Annotated in this window: 19 protein-coding genes and 3 tRNA genes; 15 read left to right on the top strand and 7 right to left on the bottom strand. The window is 42.3% G+C overall.

The annotated features are described in order from the left end of the window. Positions 1-14: 14 nt before the first annotated feature. The 3 genes from hisS to H6G69_RS27520 form a co-directional block, all read right to left on the bottom strand. Positions 15-1,418, bottom strand: coding sequence for a histidine--tRNA ligase (gene hisS / locus H6G69_RS27530; RefSeq protein WP_190692297.1), 1,404 nt, complete (start codon positions 1,416-1,418; stop codon positions 15-17). Between the two features lie 121 nt (positions 1,419-1,539). Further along, positions 1,540-1,989, bottom strand: coding sequence for a DUF3598 family protein (locus H6G69_RS27525; RefSeq protein WP_190692296.1), 450 nt, complete (start codon positions 1,987-1,989; stop codon positions 1,540-1,542). Between the two features lie 617 nt (positions 1,990-2,606). Then, positions 2,607-2,693, bottom strand: a tRNA-Ser gene (locus H6G69_RS27520). Positions 2,694-2,803: 110 nt separating this feature from the next. Between H6G69_RS27520 and H6G69_RS27515 the strand changes: the two genes are divergently transcribed. The 7 genes from H6G69_RS27515 to H6G69_RS27485 all read left to right on the top strand — a co-directional run bounded on the left by H6G69_RS27515 (position 2,804) and on the right by H6G69_RS27485 (position 7,939). Next, the gene (locus tag H6G69_RS27515; protein WP_190692295.1) at positions 2,804-3,172 is read left to right on the top strand and encodes a 2Fe-2S iron-sulfur cluster-binding protein; all 369 of its coding nucleotides are present in this window, start codon (positions 2,804-2,806) and stop codon (positions 3,170-3,172) included. 109 nt (positions 3,173-3,281) lie between these two features. Then, a complete protein-coding gene (locus tag H6G69_RS27510; protein ID WP_190692294.1) occupies positions 3,282-3,845 on the top strand; it encodes a thermonuclease family protein in 564 nt (187 codons plus the stop codon). A gap of 123 nt (positions 3,846-3,968) precedes the next feature. After that, a complete protein-coding gene (locus tag H6G69_RS27505; RefSeq protein ID WP_190692293.1) occupies positions 3,969-4,781 on the top strand; it encodes an inositol monophosphatase family protein in 813 nt (270 codons plus the stop codon). A gap of 152 nt (positions 4,782-4,933) precedes the next feature. Next, positions 4,934-5,878 (top strand): J domain-containing protein, encoded by a 945-nt coding sequence (locus H6G69_RS27500; protein WP_190692292.1) that lies wholly within the window; start codon positions 4,934-4,936, stop codon positions 5,876-5,878. Then, complete coding sequence (locus H6G69_RS27495) at positions 5,878-7,089, top strand: ATP phosphoribosyltransferase regulatory subunit (RefSeq protein ID WP_190692291.1); 1,212 nt, start codon at positions 5,878-5,880, stop codon at positions 7,087-7,089. The genes H6G69_RS27500 and H6G69_RS27495 overlap by 1 nt, the downstream gene beginning before the upstream one ends. Positions 7,090-7,188: 99 nt before the next feature. Continuing rightward, positions 7,189-7,416 carry a ferredoxin family protein gene (locus tag H6G69_RS27490; RefSeq protein WP_190692290.1) on the top strand — a complete coding sequence of 76 codons (228 nt, stop codon included), beginning with the start codon at positions 7,189-7,191 and terminating at the stop codon, positions 7,414-7,416. Between the two features lie 292 nt (positions 7,417-7,708). Further along, entirely contained in the window at positions 7,709-7,939 is a 231-nt protein-coding gene (locus H6G69_RS27485; RefSeq protein WP_242072201.1) for a hypothetical protein, read from the top strand. A 105-nt stretch (positions 7,940-8,044) separates the two neighbouring features. On the opposite strand, the gene H6G69_RS27480 is transcribed toward H6G69_RS27485, so the two are convergent. Together H6G69_RS27480 and H6G69_RS27475 are read right to left on the bottom strand one after the other, a co-directional pair. Then, positions 8,045-8,842 (bottom strand): RNA methyltransferase, encoded by a 798-nt coding sequence (locus H6G69_RS27480; protein WP_190692289.1) that lies wholly within the window; start codon positions 8,840-8,842, stop codon positions 8,045-8,047. Positions 8,843-8,915: 73 nt separating this feature from the next. Further along, positions 8,916-8,997 (bottom strand) — tRNA-Leu (locus H6G69_RS27475). A gap of 349 nt (positions 8,998-9,346) precedes the next feature. On the opposite strand from H6G69_RS27475, the gene murA reads away from it, so the two are divergent. From murA to H6G69_RS27455, 4 genes are all read left to right on the top strand, one after another. Next, entirely contained in the window at positions 9,347-10,720 is a 1,374-nt protein-coding gene (gene murA / locus H6G69_RS27470) for a UDP-N-acetylglucosamine 1-carboxyvinyltransferase (RefSeq protein WP_190692306.1), read from the top strand. Positions 10,721-10,908: 188 nt separating this feature from the next. After that, positions 10,909-11,784: a M48 family metallopeptidase gene (locus H6G69_RS27465; RefSeq protein WP_190692288.1), complete on the top strand. Its 876-nt coding sequence runs from the start codon at positions 10,909-10,911 to the stop codon at positions 11,782-11,784. A 111-nt stretch (positions 11,785-11,895) separates the two neighbouring features. Beyond that, the gene (locus H6G69_RS27460; protein WP_190692287.1) at positions 11,896-13,008 is read left to right on the top strand and encodes an alpha-hydroxy acid oxidase; all 1,113 of its coding nucleotides are present in this window, start codon (positions 11,896-11,898) and stop codon (positions 13,006-13,008) included. 80 nt (positions 13,009-13,088) lie between these two features. After that, positions 13,089-13,172 (top strand) — tRNA-Leu (locus tag H6G69_RS27455). Positions 13,173-13,314: 142 nt separating this feature from the next. Here the strand turns inward: H6G69_RS27455 and H6G69_RS27450 are convergent. Beyond that, positions 13,315-14,829 (bottom strand): peptidoglycan-binding protein, encoded by a 1,515-nt coding sequence (locus H6G69_RS27450; RefSeq protein ID WP_190692286.1) that lies wholly within the window; start codon positions 14,827-14,829, stop codon positions 13,315-13,317. 822 nt (positions 14,830-15,651) lie between these two features. Continuing rightward, positions 15,652-17,040 carry a chromosomal replication initiator protein DnaA gene (dnaA, locus tag H6G69_RS27445; protein WP_190692285.1) on the bottom strand — a complete coding sequence of 463 codons (1,389 nt, stop codon included), beginning with the start codon at positions 17,038-17,040 and terminating at the stop codon, positions 15,652-15,654. A 167-nt stretch (positions 17,041-17,207) separates the two neighbouring features. Here dnaA and H6G69_RS27440 point away from each other — a divergent pair, with 167 nt between their 5' ends. From H6G69_RS27440 to H6G69_RS27425, 4 genes are all read left to right on the top strand, one after another. Next, the gene (locus tag H6G69_RS27440) at positions 17,208-18,467 is read left to right on the top strand and encodes an HhoA/HhoB/HtrA family serine endopeptidase (protein WP_190692284.1); all 1,260 of its coding nucleotides are present in this window, start codon (positions 17,208-17,210) and stop codon (positions 18,465-18,467) included. A gap of 167 nt (positions 18,468-18,634) precedes the next feature. Then, a complete protein-coding gene (def, locus tag H6G69_RS27435; RefSeq protein ID WP_190692283.1) occupies positions 18,635-19,168 on the top strand; it encodes a peptide deformylase in 534 nt (177 codons plus the stop codon). A 96-nt stretch (positions 19,169-19,264) separates the two neighbouring features. After that, a complete protein-coding gene (locus H6G69_RS27430; RefSeq protein WP_190692282.1) occupies positions 19,265-20,404 on the top strand; it encodes an HMA2 domain-containing protein in 1,140 nt (379 codons plus the stop codon). Positions 20,405-20,436: 32 nt separating this feature from the next. Next, on the top strand, positions 20,437-20,760 hold the full coding sequence (locus H6G69_RS27425) for a hypothetical protein (RefSeq protein ID WP_190692281.1): 324 nt from the start codon (positions 20,437-20,439) through the stop codon (positions 20,758-20,760). Positions 20,761-20,873 lie beyond the last annotated feature (113 nt).

Below are 20,873 nucleotides of genomic sequence, written 5' to 3'. Positions count from 1 at the left end.
AAGTGTATGCCATGTTACCCCTGTTCTGGAATAGACAACCTACGTTTCACTTCTATCGCCAAATCTGCTATTGCTACTTCTACTTGTTCACCTGTTTGTAAATCTTTGAGTGATGATTTTTGGGCTGCGGCTTCATCAGCACCAATAATTACACAAAACCTAATTCCTTGCTTATCTGCGGCTTGGAATTGTTTACCTAATTGGCGTTTTTCAAAATTTGTGATGACATTAATTCCCGATTGCCGTAGTTGTTGCGATACTTTTAAATAAGTTGGCATCAAATCTTCCTGCATATTTACTACCACCACTTGCGCGGGTGTGGCAGATAAAGTGTTAAGAATGCCTGCTTTTAGTAATCTGCTAATTAAGCGAGTTAAGCCAATAGAAATTCCCACACCCGGCATTTTCTCGCCAATAAACATTCCCACTAATTCCTCATATCTGCCACCAGAACAAATACTGCCCAATGCTTCATGCCCAATCAAAGTTGTTTCGTAAACTGTGCCAGTATAATAGTTCAAACCACGGGCAATCGATAAATCAATACAAAAACGCTTGTCGGCTACACCCAAATTACGCACACCTGCAATTACTGTTTCTAGTTCGCTCACACCTAAACTAAATTGTTCTGCATCTGGAAGATTTTGTGATAGGTGTTTGAGTTTATCTAAAACTTCATCTATCTCCCCCTCTATTTTGATAAAATCAATAATTTTTTGGGTTTGTTCTAGTGATATTCCTATTTTTTCTAATTCTTGTTTAACTTTAGCTTCACCAATTTTTTCTAAGTTATCAATGATGCTAATACAAGATTTAATTTCAGTTTCAGCCACTCCCAAAGATTGAAAGAAACCTGTCAAGATTTTCCGGTTATTGATGCGAATCACAAAATCACCAATGTTAATTGCCTCAAATATTTCGGTGATAATAGCAGGCATTTGCGCATCATATAATAAACTTAGTTCGCGCCGCCCGATCACATCAATATCACACTGGCGAAATTGACGAAACCGCCCATCTTTAGCTCGTTCTCCCCTAAATACTATATCCATTTGATAACGGGCAAACGGAAAGGTTAATTCATTCAGGTGACGGGCAATATAGGCCGCTAAAGGCACAGTTTGGTCAAATTTTAAAGCCCGTGCTTCTGAACCATTTTCACCTGCTTTATCTTTTTCAGCTTGACGGTTTGGAGGCAAAATCGGGTCTATTCCATAAATAATATTGTCGCCTTGGTTGCCTTTAGCTTGTAATACTTCTAACCTTTCAACTGCGGGAGTTTCTATAGGGGTAAATCCATAACTTTCATAAACTCTCCGGATTGTATCTAGTAAATATAATTCTAAACGTTTTTCACTCGGCAGAAATTCAGGAAAACCGCTAGGAGTAGAGAAGTTAATTTTGTCAGTTTTCGCCATGCGCCTACTTTGTTAATTTAATGCTAAATGATGAACTAACTATTTTTCCATAAAATGGTGCGTCAACCTAGGGTAACGCACCAAAATCAAGCAAAAATCATCTACAATTTTCTCGAAATTACTATCTTACCCTTTCTTCTACAATTAGGGTACGTTGGTAAATTTGATCGTTTTTAAACCAGTGCCAGGTGCGGGCGCGATGGTTATTATCAGGACTAATTTGAATCATTTCATATAAGTATGCGGCGGGAATTGTTTTATATGAAAACCACAAAATAATAGTAGCATTATCTACTTCCCAAGCTTTTCCTGAAATACGTTCTGTATCAAAAAAAATTGCTTTATCTTGATAGGTTCCAGGAAATTTATGTTCTTCTTGTGTACCATCAGACCATTTGTAGCGATTGATTTGATAGTAAGAATAAGGGCCACTGTCGGGAAATTGACAACTTAAATGAGATTCGTGTTTATCTAAAATTTTGCCTTCTGTGTCTACTAATGTATATGTTCCTACCCAATCACCTTCGTGGCGAGCCAGCACGGGCAATTCTTCACGAATATTTAAAACCATGTTAAGTACACCTTTTTAGCTTATTTTGGCGTTTTGATGCTCATTTAATGCTCAAAACAGTTATTTTCAGTGTATGAGCTTAATATTTTAAGCATCATTTTATACATTAGCTATGATTAACTAATGCGCATTTCTTATTGTGTATCTCATCTGCATATATGCTTGATATTTGTTGGATAAATTATTAGAAAAAATAAAATTTTTACTGTGCAAAGGTTGGGTGTAGGGGTGAAAGGGTATTGGGTGTAAAAGTTCTAGATACATCCACCCCTATATCCCCACACCCTTCTACCCTTGTCCAAACCCTTAATTCTTCGTCTGACTACGTAAGTACTAATCTAGGAAAGCTCAGAGATAAATCTACCCATAAAAGCTATTACTTTTGTCGCCTTAACTTCCTCTTTTCCTGTTGGCACTCCAAGTGAATTCACTCATCCAAATTCCTCGCCATAACGCCGTCAATTTCTGAAGTTTAAGGGTACAAAACTAGATTGATAAGTAATTTTGTTTGAAATAGTTATTTTTAACATGGGATAGTAAGCAAAACTCATTATCCCACTCAACCTAGTTAAACAATTCTTGGCAAATTTTCCAAGGCTTATCTAGACTGGGTTTAACGGAGAGGGAGGGATTCGAACCCTCGTTGAAGTTGCCCCCAAACAGCATTTCCAGTGCTGCGCCTTCAACCACTCGGCCACCTCTCCAGGTGTCACAATTTTTTATTGTAATATGAAATTCTAGAAAATGCAAATATTATAGAAAAAGACATTTTAGAGTAGATATCTAAAGGTCAAAAACCCAAATCTAAAACAAGATGTCCTGTACATACACGATTAAAGTCCGCGATCGCGCCACTGGCAAAGAATACACCCTCCAAGTCCCAGATGACCGCTACATCCTACATTCTGCCGAAAAACAAGGGGTGGAATTGCCTTTTTCTTGCCGAAATGGGGCTTGCACTACTTGTGCGGTTAGGGTGTTGTCAGGCGAAATTGACCAACCAGAGGCTGTTGGCTTGTCTCTAGAGTTGCGTCGCCAAGGTTATGCTTTGCTGTGTGTGAGTTATGCCCGTTCTGACTTGGAAGTAGAGACACAAGACGAAGATGAAGTTTACGAACTCCAATTCGGGCGTTACTTTGCTAAAGGCAGAGTCAAAGCTGGTTTACCGTTAGACGAAGATTAATATCAAGGAGAACAAGGCAAGGGAAAAGGAACAAGGAGGATGGATATCTATCCTCCTTGGGCTACCGCTACTTTCCCAGCCTTTTTCTCAAGGGTGCAAAGGAGTAAAAATGCGAATCTCTACTTTGTCAGTGCGTCTAGGCTTTTGGACGCGAAAATTAGCCATCTTAGCCTGTTTATTGCTACTAGTTAGTTGTCAAGCTCAAAGTCAACCAGTAGCCGATAATCAAATACAGGTGAAAGTGGCGCGCGTAGTCAGTGGGCAAAGTATAGAAGTGCTAGGTATGGCAGAACAACCCAATTTCGCCTCCGCAGTGCGGTTAATTGGAATTGATGCACCAGATTTGCGGCAAGATCCTTGGGGAGATGAAGCTAAAGCAAGCTTAGAAAAGTTAATTGGGGATACAGAACAATTAGTCAAGCTAGAGTTTGACGTTGCAACCAAAGATCAGCTGGGGCGAACTTTGGCTTATGTCTGGAAGGATCAACAGTTATTGAACGAACAAATAGTGAAACAAGGGTATGCTTTATTTGTTGGGCGATCGCCTAATCACAAATACGATCAGCTGCTAGAACGTGCCCAACAGTGGGCCAGAATTATGGGACAAGGTATTTGGAATCCTGAAAACCCTATGCGTCAAACTCCGGCGGAGTTTCGCTTTTTGAATAGATAAAGTGTTGGGAGTAGGGAGAAGAGGCAGGGGGCAGGGGAGAGAAAAATAAATGACAAATGACCATTGACTATTGACCCTTGACCATTGACCATTAACTCTTGACACTTGACACTTGCCCAACCCATGACTCAACTACAAATATTTCTCGACATTGCTACAGAAGCGGCTTTAGCTGCGGGTGCAGTTTTACAAGGTTACTTGGGTAAGTTAGAAGACGCAGTAATCGAAAAAGGTCGCCCTGGTGATTTAGTTACAGCTGCTGATAAAGCCTCAGAAGCAGTCGTTTTAGAAATTATCAACCGTCATTTTCCTCATCATTCCATTTTGGCGGAAGAATCAGGCAAAATCGGCAATCAAGATAATGAATTCCTCTGGGCAATAGATCCCCTGGATGGAACTACCAATTTTGCCCACCAATATCCTTTTTTTGCCGTTTCCATTGGATTGTTAATTCATGGTACGCCGCAAGTGGGCGTAATTTATGATCCTCTACATCATGAATTATTTCGGGCGGCGGCTGGCTTAGGTGCGACACGTAACCGCCGCCCCATCCAAGTTTCGGAAACTAGTGAACTGCATAAAAGCCTCTTAGTTACAGGCTTTGCTTACGATCGCCGCGAAACCTCAGATAATAACTATGCCGAATTTTGCCATCTTACTCACCTCACCCAAGGCGTAAGACGTAGCGGTGCGGCATCTATTGATTTAGCTCATGTCGCTTGTGGGCGAGTTGATGGTTACTGGGAACGAGGACTGTCACCTTGGGATATGGCAGCAGGCATTATTTTATTACAAGAAGCAGGCGGCAAAATCACCGCCTATGATAGTACGCCCTTACAAATCGATTCTGGCCGAATTCTGGCAACTAACGGTTATATTCATGACATCCTCAGCCGTGAATTAACTCAAGTTCCGCCTTTAGCATCCTGGAAGTAGCGAAGCTGATTGAGCAATGAAAAGTCGCAAAAATCCTTGGGAAAAACAATAAAAAAGTCTATCAATTCTTGATATTTTGCTACTGACGATCCACTGATCTAGCGCAGTAAACTAGAAGGATTCCTATGGTTCTTTTGGTGCAACACCGAACTATGTCGCTAAAAATAGATCGTGGATTGTTTAAATATGACTTTATAGACCATCACGCAATTTTGTGCGTTCCTGTAGATGCAGATGTTAAAGATATTCGCAAGCGTTATTTGCAAATTGCTCGTCGTTTGCATCCTGACAGCAATGCTTCTGCCTCTGCGGGAGAGAAAAAGCTGGCCAGTGAATTGCTTTCTAAGTTGGTTAACCCAGCTTACGAACATCTATCGGCAGAACGCACGCGCACAGAATACATGATAGTTTTGTCTCAAATGGGTAAGCGATTGGTGCAAGATTCTGCATCTGTAGAACTCACCAGCGATACAGCTAAACAGTTAGCTGCTTCCCCCAATATCGATCATCTCTATCAAACTGCGATCGCTAAAATTGCTGAAACTCAATTTAACTCCTTACAGCAAGTTATATCTATCATTTGCCAAATCAGTGAGTTGAATTTGGTCTACTTAATGCGGAGTGCTGGTAAAGCTTTATCAGCCCCACCACCTACGCCTAAACCTACTTCAAGCCCTAACCCACCCACAACTACCGCCGCCGCACCACCACCACCACCAAAAGACGACGCAGCCGTAGAACAATATCTCCGACGGGCGCAAACGTTGATTGAGAAAAACCAATTTGCTCAAGCCAAAGTAGAATTGCAAGATGGTTTGAAACTCTCGCCTAAAAGTAGTCGCTGTCACAGCATGATTGGCTTAGTGTATTTGAAGCAAAATCAGCTGAAAATGGCCAAGATTCATTTTGACAATGCTCTAAAATTAGACCCGAATGACCAAACAGCGTTGTCATGGAAACCTAAAATAGATAAAGCTTTGGGACAACAATCAAGTGGCTCTAAAGTAACTTCACCTCCTAAATCTGGTCATCCAGAACCAGATAAGTCTGGGGGTGGAGGTTTATTTGGTGGTTTGTTTGGTGGGAAGAAAAAATAATGGTGTATCAACCAGCAGCGGGAGCCAGGGATTTATTACCTTTAGATGTGGCTCAAAAACGCTGGATTGAAGACAGGTTAGAGCAGGTGTTCCATCGTTGGGGATATCACAGGATTATTACTTCAACGCTGGAACGTATGGACACTTTAATGGCGGGGGAAGCAATTCAACGCCAAATGGTGATTCAACTGCAAAATTCAGAAGATGAAGAATTAGGACTGCGGCCGGAATTAACAGCATCCATCGCTCGTGCTGTTGTTTCACGCCTAGAAAGTCTGACTTATCCGCAACGGCTTTACTACAATGCCAATGTTTTCCGCCGCATCTGGGAAAATCGACATAATCGCCAGCAAGAATTTTATCAAGCTGGGGTGGAACTCCTGGGTGTAGGCGGCTTACGGGCTAATGCCGAAGTGCTGCTGTTAGCGGGTAATTGTTTAGAAGCATTGGGTTTACGAGACTGGCGGATAGTTTTAGGCGAGGCGGGAATTACTCGATCGCTTTTACAGGCTTTTCCTGCTAATTTACAAGCAAAAATCAGAAATGCGATCGCCAATCTTGACCGTATAGCCATTGACACTTTGCCTTTGAGTGAAGAATTGCGCACTCGGGCTAAAATCATGTTCGATTTGCGCGGTAACTCTCAAGATGTATTGCAAAAAGTCAGCAGTTTAGGTTTAGACGCAGCACAGCAACAGGCAATCAATCACCTCAAATCTTTAGTAGAATTACTAGAGTTAGAAGGCAATTCTTCTGTAATCTTGGATCTTAGCTTGATCCAAACTATTGACTACTACACTGGGATTGTTTTTGAAATTGTTAGCAATAGCAATTCTCCAGCCAGCGTTTTAGGGCGGGGTGGACGCTATGACCAACTTTTAGGACTTTACCACCCGCAAGGCAAAAACATTCCTGGTATTGGATTTGTCCTGAATATTGAGGATTTATACCAAATTCTTTTATCAACTGGGCAATTACCACAAGAAATTCCTGCTAGCAATTGGTTAGTAGTACCAGAAAATGACAATGCAGAAGCGGCGGCCTTTGCTTATGCCCAAAAACTCCGTGATTCTACTCATTTAGTGATTGTAGAAATGGAATTGGGGGGAAGGAATACCCAAGCCATTCGCCAATATGCCAGCGAGCGCGGTATAGCCCAAATCGCTTGGATTAAAGCCGATGGTTCACCCACAATAGAAAGTATTCGTTAATAACTCAGAGTCAATGGTCAAAAGTCAATCGTCAAAACCATTGACTTTTGACTATGGACTCTTGTCTTGTTGCCATATTCAAGAGAGGGGATCTAGCAAATGCCACATACAATTGTTACTGATGTCTGTGAAGGTGTCGCGGACTGTGTAGGTGCTTGTCCAGTAGCCTGCATTCATGAAGGGCCTGGCAAAAATGTTAAAGGCACTGATTGGTATTGGATTGATTTTGCCACTTGTATTGATTGTGGGATCTGTTTCCAAGTATGCCCTGTAGAAAATGCGATCGTTCAAGAAGAACGGCCTGACTTGCAGAAAACACCAGAATGATTCATTGATGGGGAATAGGCAATCGGGAATAGTTTCCGATTTGCTTCCCACTAAAAATTCGTCACAATTGATTAATTAAAAGGCATTGGGTAACTTTCCCATGCCTTTTTTAGTGACATCGCGTGTAATGCATTAATCTAGGAATGTCATAATTTGAATATTTTGCTGTTCAGCCTTTGAGTGTGTAAAGTTGATACAGCAGATAGCCATGAAGCTTTGATCTATGCAAAATAGAAATTTGTAGGAACTGCAATTTAAAACTAAGTTAGGAAATCAATATTTTTCAGTCAGTATGATGGAGCATAACGATCATCAACAGCGCAACGCCGCTAATCACGAGTTTGAACAATCTCTCAACCAATTGGAAGGTATTCTACAGCCAGGTCTGACTGAAGACGACGAAACCGAGACTGAAGAACCAATTGATATTGAACTAGCTGATGATTTAACAGAAATTGATTTAGCAGCTTTTGAGGATGCTGTAGCGGATATTGAACAATATCTGGAAGAAAAGACAAAGTGATGCTGCTTTAGCCTGTGGTTGTCTGTTGTCTGCTAAAAGACTTATCATGAAAACCGCAAGGGAGCAGGGAGCCGGGAGCAGGGGGAAAAGAGTTTTTCTCTTGAATCATCGCTGATTCGGCAGACATGAGGTTATTTGTCGCCGAGCTTCGTATAACATTAAAGCAGCTGCGATCGCCACATTTAAAGATTCGACTCCAGGACTCAGGGGAATATTGACTTGTTTATCTGCCATCTTTGCCAAGTCTGCCGATAAACCTGCGCCTTCGTTCCCCAATAAAATTAAACTGGGTTTGCGCCAATCAATTTCCCAATAAGTTAATTTTGCTGTTGGCAAAGTCGCTATCACTTGCATTCCCGCCTGCTGACTTTGCTGGACTGTGGTTAATAAATCTTCACTCACTGCCATATTTAAGCGAAACCATTGTCCTGCACTAGCACGCAACACTTTGGGATTATCTAAATCTACACTATCACCACTCAACCATAATCCCGATGCACCAGCCGCCGCCGCCGTGCGAATAATCGTACCTAAATTGCCTGGGTCTTGGATGGTTTCTAAAGCTAAAACAATGCCATCAAAGGGGACTTGATTGAAAGATTCGCTGCGTCTAGCTGTGGCGACTACGCCATCTGGTTGTATTGTAGTGGCGATCGCTCCTAAAACTTCCTCACTGACAATTTCTGCCCTTTCACAACGACTACATAACCTCTCCCACAACGAAGCATGAGCCGCTTGCCAGTCTGGTGTACAACACACCGTCACCAATGGATAACCCACCGCACCAGCTTCTTCCAGCAAATGTGTCCCTTCCAACAAAAACAATTCCTGCTTGTGACGCTCCTTGGTAGAGTGCAGCTTGCGAATTTGCTTAACGAGAGGGTTTTGTAAACTAGTTAACATTTGCTAATAATTTGCTAGTAGTGGAGCCTTGATTTTACTCAGCACTTAGCACTCAGCACTTTTTACTTTAAAATGCGGAACCCGGGACTTGAACCCGGAAGCCTTGCGGCACTAGAACCTGAATCTAGCGCGTCTGCCAATTCCGCCAGTTCCGCTGGCATTTTTAATCGACAATTTCTAATTATTACTTAATTATTTATTTTTGTCAACTTATATGCAAAATATCTGTGTCGTAGATATTTTAAATTCCAGATTGGGAACTATGATGAGTGGTTGAGTTTCCTACAAACTCAAAGACCATCCCGAACAAAACAGCGCCTATAGTCTACGAAGTATTGAAATTTACCATTACATCTGAGATTAATTCTCATTATTTTTTGCCCTCAACTCACGAGCCAAAAAATATATTGATTAATCCAAAATGTAGACAAATGAAATCTTTACTGTAGAATCAAAACCAACTTCAACCCTTGAAAATTAAGTATTATTTTTGGAGGTAGGCTTATTAATCCTTCTACCAGCTTACCAGATGCCAAGCTTGCACCTCAAGCAGACTCCTCAGTCTTGCAAATTTTCGGTGGGCATCGTTTGCACGGTCATGTCAAAGTTAGCGGGGCAAAAAATTCAGCACTGGTAATCATGGCTGGAGCATTGCTCTGTTCTGGAGATTGTCACATCCGTAATGTTCCCTTGTTGGCGGATGTCGAAAAAATGGGACAAGTTTTATCAGCTTTAGGTGTAAAAGTCTCACGCCAAGGCGACATTTTAGACATTAACGCCAGCAATATTACTACATCTAAAGCTCCCTACGAACTCGTGACTCAACTACGAGCCAGTTTTTTTGCCATTGGTTCTATTCTGGCTAGGCTAGGGGTGGCACAAATGCCCTTACCAGGTGGCTGTGCAATTGGCGCTCGACCAGTTGACTTGCACGTCCGGGGACTGCAAGCAATGGGAGCCGAGGTGCAGATTGAACATGGCATTTGTAATGCTTATGTTCCCAATGGTGGCAGATTAAAAGGAGCCAAAATTTACCTTGACACTCCCAGTGTGGGCGCAACAGAAACATTGATGATGGCGGCTACCCTGGCTGATGGCGAAACTATCATCGAAAATGCAGCGCGTGAGCCAGAAGTAGCTGATTTGGCGAATTTCTGTAACGCAATGGGAGCCAAAATTCACGGTGCTGGTACTAGTGTCATCACCATTGAGGGTGTTCCGCAATTGCATTCTGTTGACTACAGCATTATCCCCGATCGCATTGAAACTGGAACTTTTTTGGTAGCTGGTGCAATTACACGTTCGGAAATCTCATTATCCCCAGTTGTACCCGACCATTTAATTCCCGTAATTGCCAAACTGCGGGAAATCGGCGTGCAGATTATTGAAGAAGCCCCAGACTGCTTGCGAATACTACCGGCGGAAACTCTCAAGGCGACATATATTGAAACCTTACCCCATCCTGGTTTCCCCACAGATATGCAAGCACCGTTCATGGCTTTGCTCACCTTAGCAGAAGGTGACAGCATCATTAACGAGTCTGTCTTTGAAAATCGCTTGCGCCATGCTTCCGAGTTAAACCGCTTGGGTGCAGAGATTCGCGTTAAAGGTAACACAGCTTTTGTGCGCGGAGTCCCCAATTTATCGGGTGCGCCTGTCATTGGTACAGACTTGCGAGCATCAGCAGCCCTTGTCTTAGCTGGCTTGGCCGCTGACGGACAAACCACTTTCCAAGGCTTGCATCACCTCGATCGCGGTTATGATCGTCTTGATATCAAGTTGCAGCAATTGGGAGCTAAAATCAAGCGCGTCAACGAAGTCTCAACCCCAGGGGTGACTTCTAATGGCAGCACTCCCCCAGTCACAATTGCGAATTAGAAGGGGTGTAGGGGTGTATGGGTATAGGGGTGACAGGGTTTTGGATAAATACACTATTACACCTACACCCACACACCCATCTTCCCTTCCCCCCTCCTTCCACCGACTGAATCGTTATACTAGCTTGTGGATGGCTGTTAAATTAGCAGCCATATTTTTACAGTCTTTGTGTGCAAGCTGGCTATATCATGTCATTCATCAAAACCCCGCTAATTGGTTTAAAAGCTGACTCCTTTCGTCATACCTTAGACTTGGAATCTACCAAAGCTCTCAAACAAATACCTGGTATTGATTTGATGGTGCGCAATTGGCTGGGGCCAATGGCGGAGCAGATTTTTTATGTGGAAAACATTGCTTCTAGTGTTTTAGTCAGTGAAAATCAACTGCCAGATTTACATAAATTATTATTAGAAGCTTGCAAAGTCTTAGATATTGAACCACCGCAATTATACGTCCGACAACATCCAGCACCTAACGCTTATACTTTTGCGATGCGGGGTAAACAGCCTTTTGTGATGCTGCATACTTCATTGATAGATATGCTCACCCCAGAAGAAATTCAGGCGGTAATTGCCCATGAGTTAGGGCATCTGAAATGCGACCATAGTGTTTATTTAACACCTGTAAATTTACTGATATTAGCGGCGGCAATTGTGCCAAATGTGGGTAATTTGCTGGCTCAAGCCATCCAAACACAACTTTTAGAATGGGTACGCTGTGCTGAGTTTACCTGCGATCGCGCCGCATTACTAGCCACCCAAAATCCTAGAGTGGTCATGTCTGTACTCATGAAACTCGCTGGTGGTTCGCCCACACTTGCACCGCAACTTAACCTCGATGCCTTTGTTGCCCAAGCCCGGGCTTATGATGAGATTAGTAAAACAGAATTGGGCGAAATGGTGAAAGCCGCCCGTACAGCCCAATTAAGCCATCCCGTTCCCGTCCTGCGCGCCAGAGAAATTGACCGTTGGGCTAGTAGTCAAGAATATCAAACTTTACTGCAAACTCATGGTTTGAAAAATTCCGGTGAAACTCCAATCAAAGGCGGTTGGCGTAACTGGTAACTTAACGCTCATCTGCGGCAGGTTGTAGGCGATCGCCTTCATGTAACATAGGGGTAAAGTGTCATAAAATAATCAACAACTTCAGCTAGCTCGGCAATTTCATTCCACACCATGACAGATATCTCTAAGCCAATTAACCTCTGGGAATATGAAAAATTAGCCAAACAGCATCTCTCACAGATGGCTTTTGATTATTACAGCAGTGGTGCTTGGGATGAAATCACATTACGCGATAACCGTGAGGCTTTTGACAGAATAAAATTGCGTCCGCGGATGCTTGTAGATGTTAGCGATCGCAATTTAACCACTTCTATTTTAGGACAGCCTCTGCAACTTCCTTTACTAATTGCACCGATGGCATTTCAGTGTCTAGCCCATCCAGAGGGAGAACTAGCCACAGCATTAGCCGCAGCTACCGCAGGTGTGGGTATGGTGTTGAGTACGATGGCTACCAAAAGTCTCGAAGAAGTTGCTGCGGTGGGTGACAAACATAACGCTTGCCAATGGTTTCAACTTTACATCCACAAAGACCCAGGTTTAACGCAAAATTTGGTAGAAAGAGCTTACGCCGCAGGTTATCAAGCTCTTTGCTTAACTGTTGACGCGCCAATTTTGGGACGACGAGAGCGAGATGTGCGTAATACCTTTAGCTTACCTGCTGGATTACAATTGGCAAATATTACCAATGTCTCTGGGTTGAATATTCCCCAAGCATCAAAAGAATCGGGATTATTTACCTATTTTTCCCAGCAATTAAGCCCTGCAGTAACTTGGCGTGACTTGGAATGGTTACAGTCTTTGTCACCGTTACCTTTAGTAATCAAAGGCATTTTACGCGCTGATGATGCTGTGCGTGCAGTTGAATATGGAGCTAAAGCAATTGTAGTTTCCAATCATGGTGGCAGACAACTTGATGGTGCGATCGCTTCTTTAGATGCACTAGCTGAAATAGTTGCAGCACTCAATGGTCAAGCCGAAGTGTTAGTAGATGGCGGCATTCGTCGTGGTACAGATATCCTCAAAGCCTTGGCTTTAGGCGCGAAAGCAGTTCTTATTGGTCGCCCCATACTGTGGGGATTAGCTGTAGTAGGACAAGTTGGTGTATCTCATATTATCTCCCTGTTAAAAGATGAATTAAGTGTGGCAATGGCTCTCAGTGGTTGTGCATCCATCCAAGATATTGACTCTAGTTTATTAACAGGCAACAGAATTATCAGCGAATAAAAGGTAATTTAAAATCCTCAGGAGCAAAATTACTTGCAATAAATTTAAAGCGTATGTTATATTAGGAAAGTTGCTCCCAAGGGCGGGTGGCGAAACTGGTAGACGCACCACACTCAAAATGTGGCGACCTTGCGGTCATAGGAGTTCGATTCTCCTCCTGCCCACTAAAAAAATTATCAGTAAAGATAGCTGAAAAAGTGTACAGTGACTAAGAATTTGTCATCGGTGACACTAATGTTTCATCGATGACAAATTCTTGTATTCTTACGTTAGCTATTACTCTTTAAACCCAATAATACTAAATCACTAAATCGCCTGCACCCTCGCATTTAACCCTTTGGAGCGTAACATTTTGGTGAGATTTTCGGCAACGGAGCGATCGCTAAATGCACCCGCATTCACATAATTTCCTGACATGGAAACCTCAGAGAAAGCATTGGGTACATAACGACGCACTTTGTCGAGGGTATCGATATTTTGCATCGGCACTGCGGCTACATAATAGCGATTACTCACTGGACGACTAGCAATTAAAGAATTTTCCACGCCTAAAGCTTGCCAAGTTTGCCCATCTACTTTCCCAGTAGGATTGAGGCGATACTCTTTTTGGAATGCTACCACAGCATTTCTGGTGTACTCACCAAAAACACCATCTATAGTGCGATTGTAATGACCCAACTCCGATAAACGCCGTTGAACAGCGTTTACATTCTCTCCTCTTGCACCAGTAGCCAGAACTGTTCTAGTTGGTTGATTGGAATATCTTGCTGTCCAAACTTTACGTACTGCAGCTACAAGTTGAGTATCAACAACACCATCAGCCGTCAGTCCGTTTTCACGCTGAAACTGCACAATTGCATCTCGTGTTAATGTGCCGACTGTCCCTGTCACAGAGCCTTTGTAGTATCCCAAATCTAACAAAAGTTGCTGCACATCTCTAACTTGTTGAGACGAAGTATTAGGTTGGCTGGGAACATTGGCAGTATTCAACAGTGCATCCCAAGTTTGAGCATTAGCAACCCCAGTTCCAGGAATACCTGCACGTCGTTGAAATGTCGCCACAGCATTTTTGGTAACGCTGCCAAAATAGCCGGTGGGATTTTGCTTAAAATAGCCTAAATCTCGTAAACGCTGTTGTAGCCTAGTAACTGCTTGACCGCGACTACCTGGAGCCAACACCGGATATTCACCACCCACATTCAAGTTACTTTGTAGTGCTTGGGCAGTTCTCGTGTCATAAATGCCGTTAGCAGGGATACTTGAAGCCGTTTGAAACCGGATAACTGCTTGGCGTGTCAAGTTGCCAAAATAACCAGTTCTTGGCCCGTCAAAATAACCTAATTGGCGCAAATTTTGTTGTAACTGAGCTACAGCTTGTCCTTGACTACCTAAGCGTAATTGCCCATTATTATTTGTGCTAGTTGTTCCGCCTTGGCAGGATTGTTGCAAAGCTTGGCGAGTATTGTTACCCACAACTCCATCGGCAGTTAGCCCCTTAGCTTGTTGGAAACGAGATACTGCCCTTTGGGTTAAATTAGCAAATGTGCCAGTTACCGGGCCATTAAAATAACCTAAATTTTTTAAGCACTGCTGAATAAATTTAACTTCTGTTCCCTGACTACCTACTTGTTGGAGTGCAAAAGCTTGGTCAGCGACATTTAACAATCCTATAGCCAATGCCACCGATAAAAAACGCATTGCCGCAACACTAGAAAGCTTGGGCAACTGCAAAAATTTGAACTCCAATTTGATAGGAACAATCTCGATGTTTTCCGATGTCTCATAGGCAGAGGCAAGATGAAGATAACCAATGGCTTCCATAGTTTTTTCTCAACTTTTTGGTGATGACAATTCCCTGATTTCGGCAGACCTAAAGTAGTTTTTAGGCTGATCTGATAACTACTGATAGTGGGACGCTTAAGTATTTACAACAAAGCTAACAAACGTTTTTCCGATTTTATGAGAAAAATTTTTGCTAGTTATTGACTATGAGCAAAGAAAATTGATACTTCTTGTTTATGCCTAATATTTAATCAATAATGAATATATAAAAATATACCACTTCTCCTCAGTATTGATAGTGGTTATTATAGATATTTTAAGTATTTTTGAGAATTACCTTGAGAAGCTGTCTGAGAGGATGGTTTCAAAAGTTGAATTTACTCATACGAGTTCTTGATGAAGAAGCAGAGAAAACACCCCTGGCCAAGGTCAGGTTTAAAGGAGAATTGGTATCACGCTATTTAACTTTGATCTGGGTTTCATCAATGCAATTTTTTCCCTACACATCATCTTGAGGGACTTTGAGAAATTAAATTATTCAACCATCCAAGATATGATGAGAATCTTTTTCTCCCGCTCCGCCCCTGTACCGCTTCAAGATTGAATATTTTTTTAGTTGGAAGTCCCTGAGTCGTTTTAAAACCTGTGGAAAACTTGTGGAAAACTTTTCGGGGTTTTCCACAAGGTAATTATACTTGATGGGGTTTTCCACAGAATCTTGGAGATTTTTCCACAAAAAAGATTTGTTTTTCCACAGAGTAATTTAGATTTAATCGTTTTTTATACTTAACTTAATATTTTGAATTCATTCCTTAACGATGGAGATGGTTAATAAGAGTGTAGCCTGTGGAAAACTCAAGATTAATTTCTGGATGATTTTTGCGAACGACTGCTCATGTTGATACGATCGCTCAGTTGCCTTAAAGTTTGGACTAAATTGCGATCGCTTTCTCTTAGCTGGGTAATTTTCTCACAACTATATAACACTGTGGTGTGATCTTTCCCGCCAAACTCCTCACCAATTCTCGGTAAGCTTAAATCGGTGTGTTGACGCATTAAATACATCCCAATTTGCCGCGCCCAGCTAATTTCCCGTCGGCGTGAGTTACCTTTGAGGTCTTCAACTGAGAGCGTAAAAGTATCAGCAACCGCCGCTAAAATTGTCTCTGGAGTGGCGGCAACTTTTTCACTCGGCGTTTCTAAAACAGGGGTAATATTCTCTACTGTCATTGGCAAACCCCAAATGGAAATGTATGCCAAAGCCCTAATTAATGCTCCTTCTAATTCCCGAATATTAGAAGTGTAGTTAGTTGCTATATACTCAATTACATCCTTAGGCAAGCGGATATTTTCATACTCTGCTTTCTTTTGTAAAATCGCCATCCGTGTTTCTAAATCAGGCGGTTGGATATCGGCAATTAACCCCATAGAAAATCGTGAAGACAACCGCTCTTGTAGTTGGGGAATTTGGTTTGGGGGACGGTCAGAAGCAATGACAACTTGTTTGCCTGCTTCATGTAACGTATTAAAAGTATGGAAAAATTCTTCTTGTGTATATTCTTTACCTTCAAGAAACTGAATATCATCTACTAACAACACATCAGCCGCCCGGTAGTGTTCTCGAAAACTCTGCATACTATCTTTGCGGATAGCTGTAATTAAGTCGTTAGTAAACTGCTCACAAGAAACGTAAAAGATTTTAGAATCTGAGCAAATCTCCCAGCGATAATGACCGATAGCCTGCATCAGGTGGGTTTTACCTAAGCCAACACCACCGCATAAAAACAGGGGATTAAACTCTCTACCGGGATATTCAGCCACCGCTAAGGATGCGGCGTGCGCCATCCGGTTATTAGCTCCCACCACAAACCGAGAAAATACATATTTTGAGTTTAATTCCACATTTGTTTGGGTTTTTTGTGGCACAGTTTCAGATGCTGCTTTGGGTTGAGTAAATTCCCATGTGGTTTCGGTTTCCCCTAATTGCGGAACTTCTTCACCTTTGACAACTGTAATGTGAATTTCAACTGGATATCCCAAAATATTCTGCACTACATTAGCAATGGTATTGATGTAATACTTCTGTAACCAATTACGGGCGAAGGGATTTGGGGTAATGATAACTAAGCAATTATTTTCTAACCGCTCGGCATTAGCAGTTTTAATCCATGTTTCAAAGGTAGGCCGGGATAATTCTAGCTGTAGACGCTCTAGCACCTGAGACCACAGACTGTCAAGAGAAATTTCCATCACCTATCACCTTTGCTGCTAATCGCCAAAATAGAAGATATGAGCAAGCACTAATTTACAATTCAGATGCTCTAGACCTAGAGTCAAGTTTGAGTTGTAATCATTTTGGGGCTACCCAGTAGGCATTATCCTAGCACCCACCGACTAACACGGAGAAACAAAGACACATGAAGACGACAGTGCATAATTTTCAACTACAAAAGATGGATGGCTGGGGTTGGTTACTTTCTCAGAAATCAACCAATCTCAGGTTAATGCTGTTAAGTGGAATAGCTGTGGTGTCTTTGGGAGGTTGTGGTTTTTTACCAAGTAAAACCTTTGAAAATTCGACAAATCAGCCTTTAGTTTCTAATCCTCAGACTGCTAACTCGGAAACTGCGATCGCAGTTCCACCCATTATCGCAACTTCTGGAGACCCTAATTATGTAGTTGGCGTAGTCCGCAATGTAGGCGGTGCAGTGGTGCGGATTGATTCTTCCAGAACTGTGACATCTCGTGTTCCAGACGAATATAACGATCCGTTTTTTAGACGTTTTTTTGGCGATGCCCAACCTCGACAACGAGTTGAACGCGGTAGCGGTTCGGGATTTATCATTAGTTCTTCTGGGCAGATTTTGACAAATTCCCATGTGGTCGATGGTGCAGATACTGTAACAGTTACCCTCAAAGATGGTCGGACTTTTGATGGCAAAGTGCAGGGAGAAGACCCAGTAACAGACGTAGCTGTAATTCAAATTAATGCCAATAACCTACCTACTATATCTTTGGGTAATTCGGAAACTTTACAACCAGGAGAAGCTGTCATTGCGATTGGTAATCCTTTGGGTTTAAACAATACTGTGACCTCAGGAATCATTAGTGCCACAGGTCGTTCTAGTACTGATATTGGCGCGAGTGATAAACGTGTAGATTATATTCAAACCGATGCAGCTATTAACCCTGGTAACTCTGGTGGGCCATTGCTGAATGCGCGGGGTCAAGTTATTGGGATGAACACGGCAATTTTGCGTGGCGCGCAAGGTTTGGGATTTGCCATTCCCATTAACACAGTCCAGAAAATTGCTCAACAATTAATTAGTAAAGGCCGAGTTGACCATCCTTATTTGGGTGTGCAGATGGTGACGCTGACCCCAGAAATTAAAGAAAGGATCAACGAGCGATTTGGCGAGCGGATGAATTTCACAGCCGATAAAGGTGTATTGTTAGTCAATATTATTCCGCGATCGCCAGCTGCTGTAGCCGGACTACGCCCAGGAGATGTGATTCGTCAAATTAATGGCCAGTCTGTGACCACCGTCGAGCAAGTGCAAAGACTGGTAGAAAATAGTCAAATTGGTAATCCTGTACCCGTACAAGTAGAACGTAACGGACAAATCCTCGAAGTTCCAGTCCGTCCTGCGCCACTGCCCGCCCAACAAGAAAGCTAACTGAAGTCTGAAGTGAATACTTGAAGAATTGAGGTTAAGAAAATTATATGTAGATAATTAGAAAATTTTATGTTAGCGAAAATTGACAATTAATAATTGTCAATTTTTATTTAATTATGTGTTCAAATTCTTAATTATTTGCTAGTAGTTCACAGGAGTTTTTTTCTATGGCTGACTTGCTACCAATAGCGCAATTGGGCGACCCCATCATTAGAGAAAAAGCGGCTTGGGTTGATAATATCCATGATGAAAAAATTCAAAAATTAATTGATGATTTAATTGCGACAGTTTCGCAAGCTAATGGTGTTGGGATTGCCGCACCCCAAGTTGCCGAACAACAGCGTTTATTTATTGTCGCTTCTCGCCCAAACCCTAGGTATCCCAATGCTCCTACGATGGAACCCACTGCCATGATTAACCCTAGGATAGTGTCACATTCTGAAGAAATTGTTAAGGGTTGGGAAGGTTGTTTATGTATTCCTGGGATTAGAGGATTAGTGCCTAGATATCAGGCTATTGAAGTTGAATATTATGACCGCGATGGTAAATTGCAAAAGCAAGAATTAACAGACTTTGTAGCGCGGATTTTTCAGCATGAATACGATCATCTTGACGGGATTGTATTTATCGATCGCGTCGAAACTACCCACGATCTAATCACCGAGCAAGAATACCAAAAACGGGTAGTTAACATTACTTAATCTAAAATAAATCTTGAGAGTGATTTCCCCTACGGAAATTATGAGTTATATTTAACCTATTGTTAACCTTTTAGCCTTGGTGCAACTATCGAGTAAATGACCAAAACTCTCAGTAGTCGAGGTTTAAGTCCGAAAGAGGCTTTGTCTCCTGACTTAAGCTCTACTCAGCGTCACAGCGATGAACTAAAAGTGAATAAGAACACTAGTTTAGCAACGCTGCCAACTGGTGAATTGCAGATTATCCATATAACTCACGGTCGCATTCGCATCCGCGCTACTGACGGTAGTCTCAACTCAAGGCTAGAACCAGTAATTCAACATCTACAGCAATGCCAAGGTGTCAAAGAAGTTGCTATCAACGAGCAAACAAGCAGTTTGCTAGTGACATTTGATGAAACCCAGCTAGCATTACCGCAGATGTTTGCTATACTCAAAAAACTGAATATTCATCCTGCACCAACCTCGCCAGAGTCGAGAAGTGGCAAAGACCCCTTTGCTGCTTGGAAATCCTCGGACTTTTGGCTTGAGCAAACTATCTCCTTCATTCCTTTGATGACAGGATTAGCAGTGACAGGAGGATTGGGAATTAGCGGACTCGCTTCTATCCCTGTCTATATGATTACCGCAGACGCAACTCGTCGGGTAATTGACTACCTAGAACCGCAAATTGCCAAATCAGATAGCCACAAACAGCTACAAACTGGCACGAGTCAATCTGCAAAACCAAATAACCCAACTAAAGCGAAATTGACACAAGCACTAACTAAACCTGTAGTTGAACCAGTTAGGCAAGACGTAAAACGGAGCGCAAATATTGTCTATACTGTAGTTCATACTATTCCTGGCAGGATTAGGTTTCATATACCCCGGATTGCCCAGGATCAAGCATATGCAAGACGGTTGGAAAGGTTGTTAAAAACAGACGCGCAAGTAACTAACTTGCGGATGAATTGTGATGCAGCTTCAATTGCGATTGCATTTCATCCGGGTGATGTCAAAGTCAGCCATTGGGTAAAACTGATGGAATTGGCTTTGCAAATCAACCCTTCTAAACCTAAAGTGCCAACCCCAGAGCCGCAACAGCTTTTAGAACCAAATACTCAGTCTGTTGTATCCTCCGATACAACAAAAACACCAGTAAAAAGTAACAATCTAAACATATCTAGTCTATGGGCTGATATGAAGCCCGCAGCTATGTCTTTTTCTTTAGCCTATATGGCGAACTTTCCGTTGTAGATCGTTCCGTTAAGGAACACAGGAGGATGAAAATGGAGGGTTCAGTATCCTCATCGGCATCGCAGCCTCCTGGGCCTAGCCCCTGGAAAATAGCAGCCACTTTCACAACAGTAGAGCAGCAGAGGCTTAGAAGAACTATAAATCTTCACTCAGCACTCAGCAAATCTGTGCCAAGCTTAGAGAACTTGTGCAAAGCAACCCCAGTGGTGAAAACCGCTCAAACTGGGGCACTGCGAGACTCTCAAAGGCGAACGCACAGTGATTTTGCCACCGCCATTATAAATTTAACTAGATTGACTCAATCTGCCAACGAAGCAACGGCAGGTATCGCCGCCATCCCAACCAGCAGAATTTAACAACATATCAGCAAATTTTGTTTGCAGTAGCTCACCATTCTTGTTTGATTGGAGAGATAATTTGCGATCGCAAATTAAAAACTACTGCCTGATAAACCAAGTTTTCTACTACT

It is taken from the genome of Nostoc sp. FACHB-110 (genome assembly GCF_014697425.1).
In the GTDB taxonomy this organism is placed as follows: domain Bacteria; phylum Cyanobacteriota; class Cyanobacteriia; order Cyanobacteriales; family Nostocaceae; genus Nostoc_B.
The sequence above is the reverse complement of the archived record's forward strand: the minus strand, read 5'-3'. Positions and strand labels throughout refer to the sequence as shown.

Excerpts from the sequence above, each read along its gene's own strand:
- hisS (WP_190692297.1), bottom strand. The coding sequence starts at position 1,418 with ATGGCGAAAACTGACAAAATTAACTTCTCTACTCCTAGCGGTTTTCCT.
- H6G69_RS27525 (WP_190692296.1), bottom strand. The coding sequence starts at position 1,989 with ATGGTTTTAAATATTCGTGAAGAATTGCCCGTGCTGGCTCGCCACGAA.
- H6G69_RS27515 (WP_190692295.1), top strand. The coding sequence starts at position 2,804 with ATGTCCTGTACATACACGATTAAAGTCCGCGATCGCGCCACTGGCAAA.
- H6G69_RS27510 (WP_190692294.1), top strand. The coding sequence starts at position 3,282 with ATGCGAATCTCTACTTTGTCAGTGCGTCTAGGCTTTTGGACGCGAAAA.
- H6G69_RS27505 (WP_190692293.1), top strand. The coding sequence starts at position 3,969 with ATGACTCAACTACAAATATTTCTCGACATTGCTACAGAAGCGGCTTTA.
- H6G69_RS27500 (WP_190692292.1), top strand. The coding sequence starts at position 4,934 with ATGTCGCTAAAAATAGATCGTGGATTGTTTAAATATGACTTTATAGAC.
- H6G69_RS27495 (WP_190692291.1), top strand. The coding sequence starts at position 5,878 with ATGGTGTATCAACCAGCAGCGGGAGCCAGGGATTTATTACCTTTAGAT.
- H6G69_RS27490 (WP_190692290.1), top strand. The coding sequence starts at position 7,189 with ATGCCACATACAATTGTTACTGATGTCTGTGAAGGTGTCGCGGACTGT.
- H6G69_RS27485 (WP_242072201.1), top strand. The coding sequence starts at position 7,709 with ATGATGGAGCATAACGATCATCAACAGCGCAACGCCGCTAATCACGAG.
- H6G69_RS27480 (WP_190692289.1), bottom strand. The coding sequence starts at position 8,842 with ATGTTAACTAGTTTACAAAACCCTCTCGTTAAGCAAATTCGCAAGCTG.
- H6G69_RS27465 (WP_190692288.1), top strand. The coding sequence starts at position 10,909 with ATGTCATTCATCAAAACCCCGCTAATTGGTTTAAAAGCTGACTCCTTT.
- H6G69_RS27460 (WP_190692287.1), top strand. The coding sequence starts at position 11,896 with ATGACAGATATCTCTAAGCCAATTAACCTCTGGGAATATGAAAAATTA.
- H6G69_RS27450 (WP_190692286.1), bottom strand. The coding sequence starts at position 14,829 with ATGGAAGCCATTGGTTATCTTCATCTTGCCTCTGCCTATGAGACATCG.
- dnaA (WP_190692285.1), bottom strand. The coding sequence starts at position 17,040 with ATGGAAATTTCTCTTGACAGTCTGTGGTCTCAGGTGCTAGAGCGTCTA.
- H6G69_RS27440 (WP_190692284.1), top strand. The coding sequence starts at position 17,208 with ATGAAGACGACAGTGCATAATTTTCAACTACAAAAGATGGATGGCTGG.
- def (WP_190692283.1), top strand. The coding sequence starts at position 18,635 with ATGGCTGACTTGCTACCAATAGCGCAATTGGGCGACCCCATCATTAGA.
- H6G69_RS27430 (WP_190692282.1), top strand. The coding sequence starts at position 19,265 with ATGACCAAAACTCTCAGTAGTCGAGGTTTAAGTCCGAAAGAGGCTTTG.
- H6G69_RS27425 (WP_190692281.1), top strand. The coding sequence starts at position 20,437 with ATGGAGGGTTCAGTATCCTCATCGGCATCGCAGCCTCCTGGGCCTAGC.